A 16,918-nucleotide genomic window follows, 5' to 3' on the forward strand; every position below is an offset into this window, starting at 1 on the left:
TGATGAAAGGCTATCTACTCGCTGCATCAATGGCGTTGACCTTGCTAGCCGGCCCCGCCATGGCCGCCGATTGTCCGGCGCTGCTACAGCATGAGTTGCCGAAACTGCGCTCGAAGGAAACCATCGACCTGTGTGAAGAGTTCAATGGCAAGACTCTGGTGGTGGTCAATACAGCCAGCTTCTGTGGCTTTGCTCCCCAGTTCAAAGGGCTGGAGGCGCTGTATCAGCTGTACAAGGATGAGGGACTAGTCATTCTAGGCGTGCCGTCCGATGACTTCTTTCAGGAGTCGGACGATGCAGCCGAGACGGCCGAAGTCTGCTACGTCAACTATGGCGTGACCTTTCCGATGGCCCAGACGCAACCGGTCAGGGGCAGCGATGCCACGCCGCTGTTCAAGGAACTGGCCGAGCAGGCCGGAGGCGCGCCGCGCTGGAACTTCTACAAGTATGTTGTCGATCGCAATGGCAAGGTGGTGGATTACTTTTCCAGCAAGGTCGAGCCGGACGATCCTGAGCTGATTGCTGCGGTGGAAAAGGCGTTAGCCAAGTAGCGGGAGGGTGCCCCGGCCGAGCGGCCGGGGCGAGGTGTATCAGAAACGATAGGTCAAGCCTGCACCAAAACCATGGGCGCTGTTTTCGTAGCTGGCGTTGTAGTTTTGCGTTAGCAATCCGCCTGAGTAATCCCTGCTGCGATTGACCTCGACACTCTCTTCCCAAAGGTAGGAGTAGGCCAGGTCAACGGTGACGTCGTCGCTTGGGCTCCAGGCAACGCCAAAACTCACCGCCGTGCGATCCCCGCTTGGGATGCGTGGCGAACGATGGGTGTTGTTGGTCGGGCTCTGATCCAGTGCGATGCCTGAACGCAGCGTCCATTGATCGTTCAGCTTGTAGGCGGCGCCGAGCGCGTAGGACCAGGTGTCGTGCCAGTCCTGCTCTTCGATGATGGGTGAAAGGCTGCCTTGTAGCGGGCCTGGTACGCCGTCGTTCTCGATGATGATCGATTCGAAGCGGCTCCACCGAGTCAGCATGGCACCGGCATAGACCGTCCAGGCGTCGTTGAGCTCGTGCGTAAGAGAAAAATCGATTGTCTCTGGGGTGGTGAGGTCGAGCGATGCGTCGTACTTGGTTCCAGAAGCAGCGCCAAAGCCGGTACCTGTGATTTTTGTATCGCCTTCCAGCGTGTATTCCACCTTGGAACGGTAGGTTACGCCAGCGCGAGTGCCAGGGCTGAACTCGTAAAGAACGCCTACGTTGAAGCCAACGGCCGTGTCGTCGCCCGTTACCTTGACCCGGCCATCGGAACCTCCCAACTGAGCTGCGTTGGGTGAAGCGCTCTGCAGCTCACCGTTGACCCGGTTGATCGTTGGGCCAAAGCCGACAGACAGCTTTTCATTGAAGCGGTAGCTCACGGTGGGTTGTACCGTGATCACGCGGACTTCGCTGTAATCGCCAAAGTAGCGGCCCTGAAAACCACTTTCGTAATCGGTGATAACACCGTATGGCACATAGAGGCCAACGCCAACAGCCCATTTGTCATCGATGGGTTTGACGTAATAACCCATGGGTACGGCAGTGAACGGAACGATATCGCCGTCATTGCTTCCCGTTGTCGGACCCTGGATACGGCCCCCCCCTGCGCTGAAGGAGCCGGTGGCATCGGAAATGTCGGTGTTGGCATTGATGGCCGCCATGCCGACAGTGACCTGCTCGCGCTTCAGGCGAGCCATGCCAGCTGGGTTGCCAAAGACGGTTGCGGCGTCGTCTGCGGAAGAGGAGCGACCGGCGAAAGAGGTCCCCATACCGCTGATGCTTTGTTCGTTAAGGGCGAAGCCGGCAGCCATGGTCTGGGTGGAAAGGGCGCCTACGGCTACTGCGATCGCGGTCTTCAACCATGTTTTTTTCATTGTTGTACTCCAGGGGAAAAAGCGGCTCGGACCCTATCAAGCTTCGCTGATCCGTCGCAAATGAAAGAGTGCAATTTTTCGTAAAGGACGACGATTGGCACCGATAAGAGGGTGAATATCCGTAAAAACCACTCGGGCAGTTTCTGACTTGTCGGCCATTTTTCTGGATCAGGCAACCGGGTGTCCCGGGTCGATGATCCATTCGCTCCAGGAGCCTGGATAGAGCTTGCCCAGCGGATAGCCCGCCAGACACAGGGCGAACAGGTTGTGGCATGCCGTCACGCCTGATCCGCAGTAGGCGATCAGGTCTTGTGCGGATCGGCCGGCCAGTTGCTGGTCGAAACGTGTACGCAGCAGGTCCGGTGCGAGAAAGCGTCCGCTGAGGTCGAGGTTGCCCGTGAACGGGACGCAGATGGCGCCAGGGATGTGGCCGGCGACCGGGTCGATCGGCTCGACTTCGCCGAGAAAGCGGGGCAGGGCACGCGCATCGATCAGCATCAGGCGTGGCGATTCCAGTTCGCGTGAGAGCGCCGCTGCGTTCATGACGAGGCTGTCGTCCGGCTGCCCGACGAAGCGGCCCGGCGGGACAGCCGGGGAATGCTGCTCGATGGGTAGCCCCGCTTCCTGCCAGGCTTGGAAGCCGCCATCCAGCAGGTACACCCCATCACGCTTGCCCAGCCAGGCCAGCAGCCACCAGGCGCGCGCAGCAAAGGCGCCGGGGCCGTCGTCATAAAGCACGATCTCGCTGTCGTTGCTTACTCCAACTTCCTCAAGGCGAGCAATCATGTCTGCAGGTAGGGGCAGCGGGTGCCGGCCGGTCTCGCCCGCTATGATTTTCCCCGACAGGTCACGTTCGAGGTCGACATGGCTGGCGCCTGGAATATGCCCGTTGGCATGGCTGTGCTGGCCATATTCCCTGTCATCCAGGGCGTAACGGCAATCAAGGATACGTAGCGACGGATCCTCTAACCGTGCGGCCAGTTGGTCGGCGGTGATCAGGTGGGCAAGTGGCATGGCGACCTCCGGTGTGGGTTTGCAAGACGTCAATACGCAACGCCAGGATTCATGTTCAGCGTGCGAAGGCGCGCCAGCACTATATACTGCGCGGCTTTCGACCAGATATACGGGTCGCATGCCGGACAAGAAAGGAGGGCCTAGTGGCCATCGAAACGCAATGGGTACTGGATAACGCTCATCTGGCCCGCCTGTGCGCCGAATGGCGCACGCTGCCCTATGTCGCGCTGGATACCGAATTCATGCGGGTCGATACCTTCTATCCGATCGCTGCCTTGCTTCAGGTTGGTGACGGGCGCTGCGCCTATCTTATCGATCCGCTGCTCATTGATGATTGGAGCGCCTTCGCCGGTTTGCTCGAAGATCCATCCGTGGTCAAGGTGCTGCACGCCTGCAGCGAGGATCTGGAGGTGCTATTGCGTCTGGCGGGCAGCTTGCCGGCGCCGCTGTTCGATACCCAGCTGGCGGCTGGTTACCTCAATATCGGCTTTTCCATGGGCTATTCGCGGCTGGTGCAGGCGGTTCTGGGCATTGAACTGCCCAAGGGCGAGACCCGTTCGGATTGGCTGCAGCGGCCGCTTAGCGAAACCCAGATTCAGTACGCCGCCGAGGATGCGCAACACCTGGCAGAGCTGTACGAGGCCCTGATACCCAGGCTGTCCGAGGACAAGCGCGCCTGGGTTCTCGAGGATGGCGCGGAACTGGTACTGAATCTGCAGCGTGAGGCCGATCCTGACGAAGCCTATCGCGATGTCAAACAGGCCTGGCGACTCAAGCCGCGTCAGCTGGCGGTACTGAAGGTCCTGGCTGCCTGGCGTGAACGGCAGGCCAGGATACGCAATCAGCCACGTAACCGTGTCCTGCGCGAGCACAGTCTGTGGCCACTGGCACGAACGCAGCCGTCTGATCTGGTCGGCCTGTCACGCATCGAAGACATGCACCCGCGAACCGTACGCCAGGACGGCGAAACGCTATTGGAACTGATCCGTAGCGCGGCTGCGACACCGGAACAGGAATGGCCGGCGCCGTTGCCGGAGCCCCTGCCGCTGGAGGTGTCGGGGCTGCTGAAGAAGTTGCGCGCGGTGGGCCAGCGCGAAGCGGAAGTTCTGGATATTGCGCCTGAACTGATGCTGCGCAAGAAGGTGCTCGAAGCATTGCTCAAAACAGGCTACCCCACTGGACCCTATCAGCTTCCCGATTCCCTGCGTGGCTGGCGCCGCGGGCGGATGGGACAGGCTCTTCTCGATGTATTGGAAGAAACACCATGAAACGCATCTGCTCGATCTACAAAAGCCCGCGCAAGAACGAGATGTACCTGTATGTGGAGCGAAGCGAAGCGCTTGCACGCGTGCCTGAATCGTTGCTGGCTGCCTTCGGTCCGCCTCAGCATGCCTTCGATCTGGTGCTGACGCCCGAACGTACCCTTGCTCGCGAAGACATCACCAAGGTGCTGGAGAATATCGAAAAGCAGGGGTACCACCTGCAGATGCCCCCTCCCCAGGATGAGTACATCGAGCATCTGCCCGAAGAACTGCTACGCCGCAATGATCCGGTCTGACAGCAGGCTGTCCCGGCTAGCATCGGGCCTCATTTCGGCGGTGGCCGGACTTTAACCTTTTCATACAAGTGGCAACGGTCATGGCGGCAAAAGTCGAACCCTTCTGGAAGCGCAAGAGCCTCGCCGAGCTGGACGAGGGCGAGTGGGAGTCCCTCTGTGACGGTTGCGGACTATGCTGTCTGCAAAAGCTCGAGGACGAAGAGGACGGCAGCGTCTACTACACCCGTATCGCCTGCAAACTGCTCGATCTCAAGAGCTGTCGGTGCAGCGACTATCCCAATCGCCGCGCCACTGTGCCGGACTGCGTCCAGCTAACCGCCGTTGATGCAGCTCAGTTCAAATGGCTACCGCCGACATGCGGCTATCGGCTCTTAGCCGAGGGCAAGGACCTGCCGCTATGGCATCACCTGGTCTGCGGTGACCCGGACGCGGTTCATGCGGAACGCATCTCCCAAGCAGGCCGCATGATTGCAGAAGGCGCAGTGGCCGAAGATGACTGGGAAAACCACCTGATTTTCCGGGCGGGTTGAATCAACGTCCGGCCGCATCGTCATAGCACTGATCGTTTTCTGGAGTCTTTCGATGTCCATCCGTCAGCTACCGCTGCTTGCTGTTCTGCTGCTATGCCTGGGTCCCGCGCAGGCGGCTAAGCGCGTCGATGTGGATTTCAATGTCGCCTTCCTTCCGGAGCAGGACCTTGCCGAAGTCACCCTGGAATTGGAGGACGGGAGCGCCGTGCGCGCCTTCGATTTCAATCTCGGCGGTGAAGGGCAGTACGGCGACTTCAGCACCGATGCCGAGGCCAGCTGGGAGGAGGCTGATGGCCGCGGTATCTGGCGACCCGCTTCGGGCAAAGCGAGACTGACCTACAGGGTTCGTGTCAGCCATCAGCGCAAGGACGGTCGGTTCGATGCGCGGATGACGGATGACTGGGCCTTGCTGCGGGGCGATGACCTGATCCCTGCCGGTCGTGTGGTGCAGCAGGACGGTGTGCAGCTGATTTCTCGGATGACGGTCGAACTGCCCAAGGGCTGGAAAAGTGTCGAGACGGGCTGGCCGCGGGTGGGCAAGAATCGCTTTCGCATCGACAACCCCGAGCGACTCTTCGACCGTCCGACTGGCTGGATTCTGGCAGGCAAGACAGGCAGCCGCAGGGCCAGGCTCGGCGAGACCGACGTGACCGTGGCTGGCCCGGTCGGGGAGGGGCTGCGGCGGATGGATATCCTCACCCTGCTGACCTTCGTATGGCCCGAGGTGCAGCACGTTTTCCCCCGTGATCCGAAGAAGCTGCTGGTCGTCGGCGCTGGCGACCCGATGTGGCGGGGCGGACTGTCGGGGCCCAACTCGCTGTTCATGCACGCCGATCGTCCCTTGGTCAGCGAAAACGGTACCAGTTCGCTGGTTCACGAACTTGTTCATGTATTCAGCCGTATCACCGACGCCGATCGCAGTGACTGGATCAGCGAGGGCCTGGCCGAATATTACGCCATCGAACTGATGCGCCGCGCCGGTGGCATGAGCGAGGACCGTTACCAGGCAGTGCGTGAGCACCTGAGCGAATGGAGCCGCAAGGTCGATAGCCTGCGAACCGAGCGATCTACCGGCCCGGTCACGGCGAAGGCGGTATTGCTGCTTCAGGATCTGGATCGGGAAATTCGCCAGCGCAGCAAGGGGCGTCATTCGCTGGATGATGTGGCTCGAGGACTGATGCGCCTGGATCGGGTGACCACCGATGACTTCGTCAATATCACCGAAACCCTGCTGGGGGCTGGTTCCGACGTGCTCGCCACGCGCCTTTTGCGTTGATGGCACGCGCTGGTAGGCGCGACGTGCGGTTTCGGCAGGTTGCGTGTAACACCTGCGAGCAAAGTCGGGCAAGACACACAAACGGCAAAGGCGCCATTTTCAGAGGGAGGCAGCATGAGCCGCATCGATCTCAGAAGCGATACCGTTACCCAGCCCACGATTGGCATGCGCGAGGCGATGCTGGCTGCGCCCACCGGCGATGATGTCTACGGTGAGGACCCGACGGTCGCCAGGCTGGAGCAATCATTGGCTGCGCAGTTGGGGATGGATACCGGATTGTTCGTGCCGAGCGGAACCATGAGCAACCTGCTGGCCTTGATGTCGCATTGCGAGCGCGGCGACGAATACATTACCGGTCAGCTGGCGCACACCTACAAATACGAGGCTGGGGGCGCTGCAGTACTGGGGTCGATCCAGCCGCAGCCAATCGAAATGGAGCCGGACGGCTCCCTGGACCTGGGCCGCGTGGCGGCTGCCACCAAGCCTGACGATTTCCACTTTGCCCGCACGCGCTTGCTGGCGCTGGAAAACACCATGCATGGCAAGGTCCTGCCGCTCTCCTATCTGGCCGAGGCGCGGTCATTCACAAAAGCGCACGGCCTCGCATTGCACCTCGATGGCGCTCGTTTATTCAATGCAGTAGTCAAGCTCGGCTGCGCCGCGTCCGATATCAGCGGTCACTTCGACTCGGTGTCGGTGTGCCTGTCGAAAGGCCTGGGTGCGCCGGTCGGTTCGGTGCTCTGTGGTAGCGATGCGTTCATCGCCAAGGCCAGGCGTCTGCGCAAGATGGTCGGTGGAGGGATGCGCCAGGCGGGTGTGCTGGCAGCAGCAGGGCTGTATGCATTGGAGCACCAGGTGCAGCGCCTGGCCGATGATCACCACCATGCCCGCCTTATCGGGGACGGTCTGCAGGCACTGGGATACCCTGTCGAGCCGGTGCAGACAAACATGGTCTACGTGCAGATGGGCGACCAGGCGGGGGCGCTGAAGGCGTTCTGTGCCGAACGCGGGATCGTGCTTACCGCGGCGCCACGGTTGCGGATCGTGACGCACATGGACATCTTGCCTGAGCATGTCGAAGCGATCCTCGATAGTTTCGCCTCCTTTGCTCGAGCATAGCGGCCGATCGCTGTCGAATAGCTTGATTCAATCTTATTTATCCTCTATGCGCGAGCCGTGGGGCCGATATAATGCGGCCCTTTGCCGGCTATCCGTTTGGATAGTTGCGAACCGGCTCACGGTGCCGCCTCGCCGTGTCGTTTTGCAGCCGCTCGGCCGCAGTCCTCTGGAAGAAATCTATGAAAAGCGCAGAAATCCGTGAAGCCTTCCTCCGCTTCTTCGAAGAGAAGGGCCATACCCGTGTGGCCTCCAGTTCGCTGATCCCCGCGAACGATCCGACCCTGCTGTTCACCAATGCCGGAATGAATCAGTTCAAGGACTGCTTCCTCGGCCTGGAAAAGCGTGGCTATACCCGCGCCACCACCAGCCAGAAATGCGTGCGCGCCGGAGGCAAGCACAATGACCTGGAGAACGTCGGCTACACCGCGCGGCATCACACCTTCTTCGAGATGCTCGGCAACTTCAGCTTCGGCGATTACTTCAAGCGCGACGCTATCACCTACGCCTGGGAATTCCTGACCTCCGACAAGTGGCTGAACCTGCCCAAGGAGAAGCTCTGGGTCACCGTGTACGCCAGTGATGACGAGGCCTACGATATCTGGACCAAGGAAGTCGGCGTGCCGGCCGAGCGCATGGTTCGCATTGGTGACAACAAGGGCGCTCCGTACGCGTCGGACAATTTCTGGGCCATGGGCGATACCGGCCCCTGCGGCCCTTGCACCGAAATCTTCTTCGACCATGGCGATCACATCTGGGGCGGCCCGCCCGGCTCGCCGGAAGAAGACGGCGACCGTTATATCGAGATCTGGAACAACGTCTTCATGCAGTTCAACCGCACGGCTGACGGCGTGATGCATCCACTACCCGCGCCGAGCGTCGACACCGGCATGGGCCTGGAACGCATCAGCGCGGTACTGCAACACGTCAACTCGAACTATGAAATCGACCTGTTCCAGAGCCTGCTCAACGCTTCCGCCCAGGCAATCGGGTGCAAGAATGACGGGCAGGCTTCGCTGAAGGTCGTGGCCGACCATATCCGGTCCTGCGGCTTCCTGATCGCCGACGGCGTGACGCCTTCCAACGAAGGGCGCGGCTATGTGCTGCGCCGCATCGTTCGTCGCGCCTGTCGCCACGGTAACAAGCTGGGCGCCAAAGGAAGTTTCTTCTACAGGATTGTCGCCGCCCTGGTCGCTGAGATGGGCGATGCCTTCACCGAACTGAAGACCCATCAGGCGCACATTGAACGCGTCTTGAAGACCGAAGAGGAGCAGTTCGCCAAGACGCTGGAGCAGGGGCTGAAAATCCTCGAGCAGGATTTGGCCGAGCTGCAGGGCAACGTCATTCCGGGCAGCGTGATCTTCAAGCTCTACGACACCTATGGCTTCCCGGTCGACCTCACGGGCGACATTGCACGCGAGCGCGAACTGACCCTGGACGAGGAGGGCTTCGAGCGTGAGATGGAAGCTCAGCGCGAGCGTGCTCGCTCCGCCAGTGCGTTCGGTATGGATTACAACAGCCTGGTCAAGATCGAAGGCCAGACGCGCTTTACCGGCTACCTTGGAACGAGTGGAGAAGGCAAGGTCCTGGCCCTGTTCAAGGAAGGCATGGCCGTGCAGAGCCTGTCGGCAGGTGAAGAGGGCGTAGTGGTTCTGGACCAGACGCCGTTCTACGCCGAATCGGGTGGCCAGATCGGTGACTGCGGGTACCTCGCTGCCGAAGGGCTGCGCTTTGATGTCCGTGATACCAGCAAGGCCGGCGGCGCCTTCCTGCATCACGGGATCCTAGACAGTGGTCAGCTGCAGGTTGGGGTAACTATCGAGGCGACCGTCGATGCTTCCGTTCGCCAGGCCACTGCCCTGAACCATTCCGCGACACACCTGCTGCATGCCGCCTTGCGCCAGATCCTGGGAGAGCATGTCGCTCAAAAGGGCTCGCTCGTTGACAGTCAGCGCCTGCGCTTCGACTTCAGCCATTTCGAGGCAGTCACGTCCGAGCAGCTCAAGGCCCTGGAAGACATCGTCAATACCGAAATTCGCCTGAATTCGCCGGTGGAGATCGAAGAAACCGACATCGAAACGGCCAAGCGCAAGGGCGCCATGGCTCTTTTCGGTGAGAAATATGGTGACCGGGTGCGCGTCCTGACCATGGGCGGCGGGTTCTCCGTCGAACTTTGTGGTGGAACGCACGTCAAGCGCACCGGAGACATCGGTCTGTTCAAGATCATCAGCGAAGGCGGGGTTGCAGCCGGCGTGCGGCGGATCGAAGCAGTCACCGGTGAACAGGCCCTGGCTTATCTGAATGGTGCAGAGGAGCAGTTGAAAGAAGCGGCCATGCTGGTCAAAGGCAGCCGGGACAACCTGCTCGACAAGCTGGGTGCTGTGCTGGAGCGCAATCGTCAACTGGAGAAGGAACTCGAACAGCTCAAAGCCAAGGCTGCGAGCGCGGCGGGTGATGACCTGGCAGGCTCTGCGGTCGAGATCAAGGGCGTGAAAACCCTGTCGGCGCGCCTCGATGGCCTCGATGGCAAGGCCCTGCTGGCGCTGGTTGATCAGCTGAAGAACAAGCTGGGCAGGGGCGTTATTCTGCTCGGCGGGGTGCAGGACGAAAAAGTCGTTCTGGTCGCAGGGGTTACCCAGGACCTGACTGCCAGCCTGAAAGCGGGTGACCTGATGAAGCAGGCAGCCGCGGTTGTCGGCGGAAAAGGGGGCGGCCGGCCGGATATGGCTCAGGGGGGTGGTACCGACGCTGCTCGTCTCGACGAAGCGCTCGCGCTGGTACGGACGTTCGTGGATCAGGGCGTCTGAATGGGCGACCTGTCAGCCAGTGCGTTGCGCTGGCTGGCTGACGCAAGCCGTCAAGCATCGTGATGCCCTGGGCTAGTGGTCTGAATGTAAACAAGCGCCCTTTTCGGGCTTAGGCGGCAATGAAATGGCTTTGATCGTACAGAAGTTTGGAGGGACCTCGGTGGGCTCCGTCGAGCGCATCGAGCAGGTAGCTGCAAAGGTCAAGAAGTTTCGCGACAACGGCGACGATATCGTCGTCGTGGTCTCGGCGATGAGCGGGGAAACCAACCGTCTCATCGCGCTGGCCAAGCAGATCAACGAACAGCCGGTGGCGCGGGAGCTGGACGTCATGGTCTCGACCGGCGAGCAGGTCACCATCGCGCTCCTGGCCATGGCGCTGATCAAGATCGGTGTGCCGGCTGTTTCCTTTACCGGCAACCAGGTGCGTATCCTCACCGATAGCGCTCATACCAAGGCGCGCATCCTCGAAATTGACTCGCAGAACATCCAGAAGGAGCTCAAGGCCGGTCGCGTAGTGGTCGTTGCGGGGTTCCAGGGCGTGGATGACGCCGGCAACATCACGACCCTGGGGCGTGGCGGCTCGGACACCACTGGTGTGGCACTGGCTGCTGCGTTGAAGGCTGACGAGTGCCAGATCTACACCGACGTCGATGGGGTCTACACCACCGACCCGCGCGTCGTGGCGAAGGCCCAGCGCCTGGAGAAGATCACCTTCGAGGAGATGCTCGAGATGGCCAGCCTGGGCTCGAAGGTGCTACAGATTCGCGCGGTGGAATTTGCCGGTAAATACAGCGTGCCCCTGCGTGTGCTGCACAGTTTTCAGGAGGGTCCGGGAACCCTCATTACCCTTGATGAAGAGGAATCCATGGAACAGCCCATCATTTCTGGCATCGCTTTCAACCGTGACGAAGCCAAGCTGACGATCCGTGGAGTGCCGGACACCCCCGGCATTGCGTTCAGGATTCTGGGGCCAATAAGCGCGGCCAACGTCGAGGTCGATATGATCGTCCAGAACGTTGCGCACGATAACACCACGGATTTCACCTTCACCGTCCACCGCAACGACTACCATAACGCGCTGCAGGTGCTCGAAGACATCGCTCGGGAGATGAACGCCCGCGAAGTCATCGGTGACACCGAGATCGCCAAGGTGTCGATCGTTGGCGTTGGAATGCGCTCTCATGCAGGGGTTGCCAGCCGGATGTTCGAATCCCTGGCCAAGGAAAACATCAACATTCAGATGATTTCCACATCGGAAATCAAAGTGTCGGTGGTCATCGAGGAGAAATATCTGGAACTGGCAGTGCGGGCGCTACACACGGCATTCGAGCTCGACGCTCCTGCTGGAAAAGGGGAGTGACAGGTCGGGAGAATATTGCTGTCTCGCACCTTCCGTCGATTCTAGAGCCTCTCGAGGAACTTTAAGCTCGTTTCTACTGGTCAATAGCTGGTGAAAGGCTCTAGGGTCGATGTCTCACGGAACATGATCCGTTTTTATCTTTGCAGACTGTTTACTGAATTGAATCCGTTTTAAGGAGAAAGGAATGCTGATTCTGACTCGCCGGGTCGGAGAGACCCTGATGGTGGGTGACGATGTGACTGTCACTGTGCTGGGTGTGAAGGGAAACCAAGTGCGTATAGGAGTGAATGCACCCAAAGAGGTAGCGGTGCATCGCGAGGAGATTTACCAGCGGATCCAGAAAGAGAAAGACCAAGAACCAAACCATTAATTTTTATCTGATTTTTGGCTTTGCAAGCGGGGTAAAGATGGGTATTATGCGCCCCGTGTTGCGGAGAGGTGGCCGAGTGGCCGAAGGCGCTCCCCTGCTAAGGGAGTACATCTCAAAAGGGTGTCGGGGGTTCGAATCCCCCCCTCTCCGCCATTTTGCATAGTTAGGTCGTAAGTGGTTTAAGGCAGTGGGTTCACTGGCAACATAATGAATCAAACAGCTTGACCACACAAAATACGAACTTATAATGCGCACCCTCAGTGCACTCATAGCTCAGCTGGATAGAGTACTCGGCTACGAACCGAGCGGTCGGAGGTTCGAATCCTCCTGAGTGCACCATATCAAGTAACAGGCAGCGATGCGTGTTACTAGCTTCAACCAGCGGTGATCTGGTTTATCAATCGCCATATGCACTCATAGCTCAGCTGGATAGAGTACTCGGCTACGAACCGAGCGGTCGGAGGTTCGAATCCTCCTGAGTGCACCACACCGAAAGGGCCTGCAGAAATGCAGGCCCTTTTTATTTGGCCGAAATCATGGTTTGCCACGAACGCAGCCATGCTCATCGAAGCTTACGGTGCGAGATCGACCTTCACGGCCTACGTAGCGGTATTGCGTCTGCCCGTTGCGATTGACTATGCGGTCTGGTTTGCCGAAGGCGCTTTCAACGTCGTTGCGGGTCATCCCGGCGTGGATCTGCTGGTTTATGAGCGCGTTGCGCCTGGCTCTGCCGGTCAGCCTATTGCCGCAACCATCATCCTGCTCGCCAACTACCGTCAGCTCACGGCTTCCCCTCGATACCTGGCGCTTGCTAGCTGGCGTCGGCTTGGCCAGGGGTATGGCAGGCCCTGAGCCTGGGGTCTGGTTGACTACCCGTGTCGTCTGCGCCTCCTGACCGGCGGGGCAGCCTTGACGTGTCAGAGTGATTTGCCCTGCCTTATCGACGCAGCGATAGATGCTTGCTGCGTCCGAGTGGGTGGGCAGTAGTGTCAGCAGGCCAAAGCCTATCGAAGCCAGTGCTTTCATGGTCGTCCTCCTTGACGATTTGTGACGAGCCAGCCTAGTCAATAAATTCCTGTCCTGCAGTCGTGTCTTCCCGAGATGTGAATGCGTCGACAATGGGTGGCGGCGGCTTTGGCAGTGGCGCCAGCTTGCATGCGGCGCTTGTATTGCTGGCGCGCATGGTCTGGATTCGTTGCTGCGATGGTATTATCCGCAGTCCGCCTTCGGGCCTGTGGATTCCCTTTTCATGGATCTGCCCAGTAGCCGTTCAATTCCTGATTGCCAATCGCTTATGAATGATTGATCCCCTGGCGTACTCCGACGGCTGGGGGTGGAGTGCGCCATGATTGAAGTTGAAGCAAAAAAGCCGCAAGAAAGTCTTCAGGATCGCCTGGCGCAGGTCGTCGAGCTGCTGCATCGTCAGCGTATTGTCGAAGACCTGGCCCATCGTCAAAGTGCCGAGGGCGAACATCAGGAGCTGGTCGACAATCTGGTGCATCGCCAGAATCTTGTCGAGTTGCAGCGCAAGCTCGAAGCACTACATCCGGCCGACATCGCCCACATTCTCGAAGCGCTGCCGCTCGATGACCGGTTGACGGTTTGGCAACTGGTCAAGTCAGACCGGGATGGCGACATCCTGCTTGAAGTCTCGGATGCGGTTCGTGAAACGCTGATCGCTGACATGGACGATCATGAGCTTCTCGCGGCGGCGAAGGAGATGGATGCCGATGAGCTCGCGGACCTCGCTGCGGAGCTGCCGCGTGACGTCGTCCACGAGCTGATGGAAACCCTCGACGCACAGCAGCGCGAACGGGTGCGCTCTGCATTGTCCTACGAGGAGGATCGGGTCGGTGCGCTGATGGACTTCGAGATGGTGACCATCCGCGAGGATGTGAGCCTGGAAGTGGTGCTGCGTTATCTTCGCCGACTCAAGGAGTTGCCAGGGCACACTGACAAGCTCTTCGTCGTCGACTATGACGGTGTGCTCAAGGGTGTTCTGCCGATCAAGCGGTTGCTGGTCAATGACCCGGAAAAGCAGGTTGCCGAAGTCATGGCCAGTGATCCCGTCACCTTTCATCCGGACGAAGACGCCTACGAGGCGGCCCAGGCATTCGAGCGTTATGACCTGGTCTCCACTCCAGTGGTCGATAAGAGTGGCAAGCTCATTGGCCGTCTGACCATCGACGAAATGGTCGACCTCATCCGTGAAGAAAGCGAAAGCGAAGTGCTGAACATGGCCGGTCTGCGCGAAGAAGAGGATATCTTCGCGTCGGTCTGGAAGTCGTTGCGTAACCGCTGGGCGTGGCTGGCTGTAAACCTCGTGACTGCCTTCGTGGCCTCGCGAGTAATCGGACTGTTCGACGGTTCGATCGAGAAGCTGGTGGCGCTTGCTGCATTGATGCCCATTGTGGCGGGAATCGGTGGAAACTCCGGCAATCAGACGATCACCATGATCGTACGGGCGATGGCGCTGGATCAGATGGGTACCGGCAATAGCGCCCGCCTGCTGCGAAAGGAAGCGGGCGTCGGAATGCTGAACGGCCTGATATGGGGTGGCGTAATCGGGGTTGTCGTCTACTGGCTGTACGGCAGCTGGTCGCTGGGGGTCGTGATGACCGCGGCGATGACGCTGAACTTGCTGCTGGCGGCGCTCATGGGGGTCCTGATTCCTGTCACGCTGGCACGTATGGGGCGTGATCCTGCGCTGGGTGCGAGCGTGATGATCACTGCGGTGACTGACAGCGGCGGTTTCTTCATCTTTCTGGGCCTGGCTACGATCTTTCTTCTTTGATCGCGATAGTGCGGCGATCTGGAGTTTGCCTTGCGCCTGTTTTTCGGGCTACTGTGCGGACGTTTCGCCATGGCGAAGCCTTCAATCATCGATGCGAATAACAGGTGGCCTGAGCTGCCGATTTAAAAGGGAGCCCCAATGACGCCCAGCGAACTCCTGCTTGAAGGTGTCGAACTCATGCTGTTCGGCATCGGCTCGGTCTTTGCCTTCCTCGTTTTGTTGATCGGCTGCATTCGTTTGATGTCTCTCATCATCAGCCGCTTCGATACCGCACCGCTCGCTGCTCCGGCCCAGGCAGCCCCTGTTGTAGCCGACGCGGATGCCGACGTCCTTGCAGCCATCCAGGCTGCTATCCATCAGCACCGCACCCGTCGCGGGTGACGCAGGAAAGGGAGCTCCTTCCAGATGACATCAGTAACCAAGCCGCTCGGCATTACCGACGTGGTGCTGCGTGACGCGCATCAATCCATCCTTGCTACCCGTGTTCGCCTCGAAGACATGCTGCCCATTGCCGGCAAGCTCGATCAGGTCGGTTTCTGGTCTGTTGAATCCTGGGGTGGCGCGACGTTCGACGCATGCATACGGTATCTCGGCGAAGACCCTTGGGAGCGTATTCGCGAGTTGAAGAAGGCGATGCCCAGGACGCAGCAGCAAATGCTTTTGCGCGGGCAAAACCTGCTCGGCTACCGCCACTATGCGGACGATGTGGTAGAGAAATTCGTCGAGCGCGCGGCCTTCAATGGCGTCGATGTGTTCCGCGTGTTCGACGCGATGAATGACCCTCGCAACCTGGAAACGGCGTTGCGAGCGGTCAAGCGCCAGGGCAAGCATGCTCAGGGAACCATCTCCTATACCACCAGCCCCGTGCACACCCTGGACATGTGGGTCGACCTGGCCAAACAGATCGAGGACATGGGGGCCGACTCGGTCGCTATCAAGGACATGGCTGGTATCCTCGCGCCGTATACGGCCTATGAACTGGTTTCGCGGCTGAAGGCGAGCCTGTCCATTCCTGTCCACATGCAGTGCCATGCAACTGCAGGCCTGTCGACGGCAGCCATCATGAAGGCTGTTGAGGCGGGCATCGACAATGTCGATACGGCGATCTCGTCCCTTTCGATGACATACGGGCATTCGCCGACCGAGTCGGTCGTCGCGATTTTTCAGGGCACCGGGCGTGACACCGGTCTGGATCTCGAATTGCTCGAAGAGATCGCTGCGTATTTTCGTGAGGTGCGCAGGAAATATGCGAGGTTCGAAGGCACGTTGAAGGGAGTGGACTCGCGGATTCTCGTCGCGCAGGTTCCTGGCGGCATGCTGACCAATATGGAGGGGCAACTGAAAGAGCAGGGCGCACTCGCCAAGTTCGATGAAGTGCTCGCTGAAATACCCAGGGTGCGCGAGGATCTCGGTTTCATTCCGCTGGTGACCCCGACGTCGCAAATCGTAGGCACCCAGGCGGTGATCAACGTGCTGACTGGGGAACGCTACAAGTCCATCACCAAGGAAACCGCCGGTATCCTCAAAGGCGAGTATGGTTCGGCGCCCGCTCCGTTCAATACCGAGTTGCAAAAGCGCGTGCTCGACGGGGCTGAAGTTATTACCTGCCGTCCGGCCGACCTTCTGCAGCCGGAGATGGACAGGCTGTCAGCTGAGCTGAAAGGCCTGGCTCGGGAGAAAGGCATCAAGCTCGCTGCCGACGAGATCGATGATGTGCTGACCTACGCGCTTTTTCCACAGATCGGCTTGAAGTTTCTCGAGAATCGCGGAAACCCCGATGCCTTCGAGCCTGCCCCTACCGGCCGGGAGCAGGCGCCTCGTGAGGCGGGTAAGCCTGAAGTCTATACCGTCGAAGTGAATGGCAAATCCTTTGTGGTACAGGTCAATGAAGGTGGAGATATCGAGGGCATCAAGCCAGTCGGAACTACAGCGGGCAGCACGTCAGCGCCTGCCGCGCCAGCAGCTGGTTCGGGAGAGCCACAGCTGGCGCCGCTTGCGGGCAACATATTCAAGGTGCTGGTGCATGCTGGCCAGACGGTACAGGAGGGTGACCTAGTGATCATCCTTGAAGCCATGAAGATGGAAACCGAGATACGCGCATTCAAGGCCGGTACTGTCTCCGGCGTCAACGTCAAGGTCGGTGACGCGGTGTCCGTAGGCGACAGCCTGCTGACCATCGCTTAAGGAGT

Annotated in this window: 15 protein-coding genes, 3 tRNA genes and 1 pseudogene; 16 read left to right on the plus strand and 3 right to left on the minus strand. The window is 59.7% G+C overall.

What is annotated here, in order from left to right; translation table 11 throughout:
* Window positions 1-2 precede the first annotated feature (2 nt).
* A complete protein-coding gene (locus AC4LFW_RS04490; RefSeq protein ID WP_491818019.1) occupies window positions 3-551 on the plus strand; it encodes a glutathione peroxidase in 549 nt (182 codons plus the stop codon).
* A 39-nt stretch (window positions 552-590) separates the two neighbouring features.
* On the opposite strand, the gene AC4LFW_RS04495 is transcribed toward AC4LFW_RS04490, so the two are convergent.
* Both AC4LFW_RS04495 and AC4LFW_RS04500 read right to left on the minus strand, forming a co-directional pair.
* On the minus strand, window positions 591-1,904 hold the full coding sequence (locus AC4LFW_RS04495; RefSeq protein ID WP_491818020.1) for an OmpP1/FadL family transporter: 1,314 nt from the start codon (window positions 1,902-1,904) through the stop codon (window positions 591-593).
* 168 nt (window positions 1,905-2,072) lie between these two features.
* A complete protein-coding gene (locus AC4LFW_RS04500) occupies window positions 2,073-2,918 on the minus strand; it encodes a sulfurtransferase (RefSeq protein WP_491818021.1) in 846 nt (281 codons plus the stop codon).
* A gap of 143 nt (window positions 2,919-3,061) precedes the next feature.
* Here AC4LFW_RS04500 and rnd point away from each other — a divergent pair, with 143 nt between their 5' ends.
* The 12 genes from rnd to AC4LFW_RS04560 all read left to right on the plus strand — a co-directional run bounded on the left by rnd (window position 3,062) and on the right by AC4LFW_RS04560 (window position 12,787).
* Entirely contained in the window at window positions 3,062-4,186 is a 1,125-nt protein-coding gene (rnd, locus tag AC4LFW_RS04505) for a ribonuclease D (RefSeq protein ID WP_491818022.1), read from the plus strand.
* Window positions 4,183-4,476 carry a YcgL domain-containing protein gene (locus AC4LFW_RS04510; RefSeq protein ID WP_491818023.1) on the plus strand — a complete coding sequence of 98 codons (294 nt, stop codon included), beginning with the start codon at window positions 4,183-4,185 and terminating at the stop codon, window positions 4,474-4,476. The genes rnd and AC4LFW_RS04510 overlap by 4 nt, the downstream gene beginning before the upstream one ends.
* 80 nt (window positions 4,477-4,556) lie before the next feature.
* Window positions 4,557-5,006: a YcgN family cysteine cluster protein gene (locus tag AC4LFW_RS04515; protein ID WP_491818024.1), complete on the plus strand. Its 450-nt coding sequence runs from the start codon at window positions 4,557-4,559 to the stop codon at window positions 5,004-5,006.
* Window positions 5,007-5,058: 52 nt separating this feature from the next.
* Window positions 5,059-6,282, plus strand: a complete 1,224-nt coding sequence (locus tag AC4LFW_RS04520; RefSeq protein WP_491818025.1) for a hypothetical protein — start codon at window positions 5,059-5,061, stop codon at window positions 6,280-6,282.
* A gap of 114 nt (window positions 6,283-6,396) precedes the next feature.
* Window positions 6,397-7,401 (plus strand): low-specificity L-threonine aldolase, encoded by a 1,005-nt coding sequence (gene ltaE, locus AC4LFW_RS04525; RefSeq protein WP_491818026.1) that lies wholly within the window; start codon window positions 6,397-6,399, stop codon window positions 7,399-7,401.
* 179 nt (window positions 7,402-7,580) lie between these two features.
* Window positions 7,581-10,205, plus strand: coding sequence for an alanine--tRNA ligase (alaS, locus tag AC4LFW_RS04530; RefSeq protein ID WP_491818027.1), 2,625 nt, complete (start codon window positions 7,581-7,583; stop codon window positions 10,203-10,205).
* A 124-nt stretch (window positions 10,206-10,329) separates the two neighbouring features.
* A complete protein-coding gene (locus AC4LFW_RS04535; protein WP_491818028.1) occupies window positions 10,330-11,565 on the plus strand; it encodes an aspartate kinase in 1,236 nt (411 codons plus the stop codon).
* Between the two features lie 184 nt (window positions 11,566-11,749).
* The gene (csrA, locus tag AC4LFW_RS04540; RefSeq protein WP_003085981.1) at window positions 11,750-11,935 is read left to right on the plus strand and encodes a carbon storage regulator CsrA; all 186 of its coding nucleotides are present in this window, start codon (window positions 11,750-11,752) and stop codon (window positions 11,933-11,935) included.
* Window positions 11,936-11,997: 62 nt separating this feature from the next.
* A tRNA-Ser gene (locus tag AC4LFW_RS04545) sits at window positions 11,998-12,088 on the plus strand.
* A 109-nt stretch (window positions 12,089-12,197) separates the two neighbouring features.
* Window positions 12,198-12,274, plus strand: a tRNA-Arg gene (locus tag AC4LFW_RS04550).
* A 71-nt stretch (window positions 12,275-12,345) separates the two neighbouring features.
* Window positions 12,346-12,422, plus strand: a tRNA-Arg gene (locus AC4LFW_RS04555).
* A 71-nt stretch (window positions 12,423-12,493) separates the two neighbouring features.
* Window positions 12,494-12,787: a hypothetical protein gene (locus AC4LFW_RS04560; RefSeq protein WP_491820250.1), complete on the plus strand. Its 294-nt coding sequence runs from the start codon at window positions 12,494-12,496 to the stop codon at window positions 12,785-12,787.
* Window positions 12,788-12,796: 9 nt separating this feature from the next.
* Here the strand turns inward: AC4LFW_RS04560 and AC4LFW_RS04565 are convergent.
* Window positions 12,797-12,961: pseudogene (locus AC4LFW_RS04565) on the minus strand (DUF4124 domain-containing protein); the annotation flags it as partial.
* Between the two features lie 319 nt (window positions 12,962-13,280).
* On the opposite strand from AC4LFW_RS04565, the gene mgtE reads away from it, so the two are divergent.
* From mgtE to oadA, 3 genes are all read left to right on the plus strand, one after another.
* The gene (gene mgtE / locus AC4LFW_RS04570; protein WP_491818029.1) at window positions 13,281-14,729 is read left to right on the plus strand and encodes a magnesium transporter; all 1,449 of its coding nucleotides are present in this window, start codon (window positions 13,281-13,283) and stop codon (window positions 14,727-14,729) included.
* Between the two features lie 138 nt (window positions 14,730-14,867).
* Window positions 14,868-15,110 (plus strand): OadG family protein, encoded by a 243-nt coding sequence (locus tag AC4LFW_RS04575; RefSeq protein WP_491818030.1) that lies wholly within the window; start codon window positions 14,868-14,870, stop codon window positions 15,108-15,110.
* A gap of 24 nt (window positions 15,111-15,134) precedes the next feature.
* Window positions 15,135-16,913 carry a sodium-extruding oxaloacetate decarboxylase subunit alpha gene (oadA, locus tag AC4LFW_RS04580; RefSeq protein ID WP_491818031.1) on the plus strand — a complete coding sequence of 593 codons (1,779 nt, stop codon included), beginning with the start codon at window positions 15,135-15,137 and terminating at the stop codon, window positions 16,911-16,913.
* Window positions 16,914-16,918 lie beyond the last annotated feature (5 nt).

Source organism: Stutzerimonas sp. C6.4V, from assembly GCF_058536345.1.

Coding starts and splice junctions, on each gene's coding strand:
- AC4LFW_RS04490 (WP_491818019.1), top strand. CDS start 3: ATGAAAGGCTATCTACTCGCTGCATCAATGGCGTTGACCTTGCTAGCC.
- AC4LFW_RS04495 (WP_491818020.1), bottom strand. CDS start 1,904: ATGAAAAAAACATGGTTGAAGACCGCGATCGCAGTAGCCGTAGGCGCC.
- AC4LFW_RS04500 (WP_491818021.1), bottom strand. CDS start 2,918: ATGCCACTTGCCCACCTGATCACCGCCGACCAACTGGCCGCACGGTTA.
- AC4LFW_RS04510 (WP_491818023.1), top strand. CDS start 4,183: ATGAAACGCATCTGCTCGATCTACAAAAGCCCGCGCAAGAACGAGATG.
- AC4LFW_RS04515 (WP_491818024.1), top strand. CDS start 4,557: ATGGCGGCAAAAGTCGAACCCTTCTGGAAGCGCAAGAGCCTCGCCGAG.
- AC4LFW_RS04520 (WP_491818025.1), top strand. CDS start 5,059: ATGTCCATCCGTCAGCTACCGCTGCTTGCTGTTCTGCTGCTATGCCTG.
- ltaE (WP_491818026.1), top strand. CDS start 6,397: ATGAGCCGCATCGATCTCAGAAGCGATACCGTTACCCAGCCCACGATT.
- alaS (WP_491818027.1), top strand. CDS start 7,581: ATGAAAAGCGCAGAAATCCGTGAAGCCTTCCTCCGCTTCTTCGAAGAG.
- AC4LFW_RS04535 (WP_491818028.1), top strand. CDS start 10,330: ATGGCTTTGATCGTACAGAAGTTTGGAGGGACCTCGGTGGGCTCCGTC.
- csrA (WP_003085981.1), top strand. CDS start 11,750: ATGCTGATTCTGACTCGCCGGGTCGGAGAGACCCTGATGGTGGGTGAC.
- AC4LFW_RS04560 (WP_491820250.1), top strand. CDS start 12,494: ATGCTCATCGAAGCTTACGGTGCGAGATCGACCTTCACGGCCTACGTA.
- mgtE (WP_491818029.1), top strand. CDS start 13,281: ATGATTGAAGTTGAAGCAAAAAAGCCGCAAGAAAGTCTTCAGGATCGC.
- AC4LFW_RS04575 (WP_491818030.1), top strand. CDS start 14,868: ATGACGCCCAGCGAACTCCTGCTTGAAGGTGTCGAACTCATGCTGTTC.
- oadA (WP_491818031.1), top strand. CDS start 15,135: ATGACATCAGTAACCAAGCCGCTCGGCATTACCGACGTGGTGCTGCGT.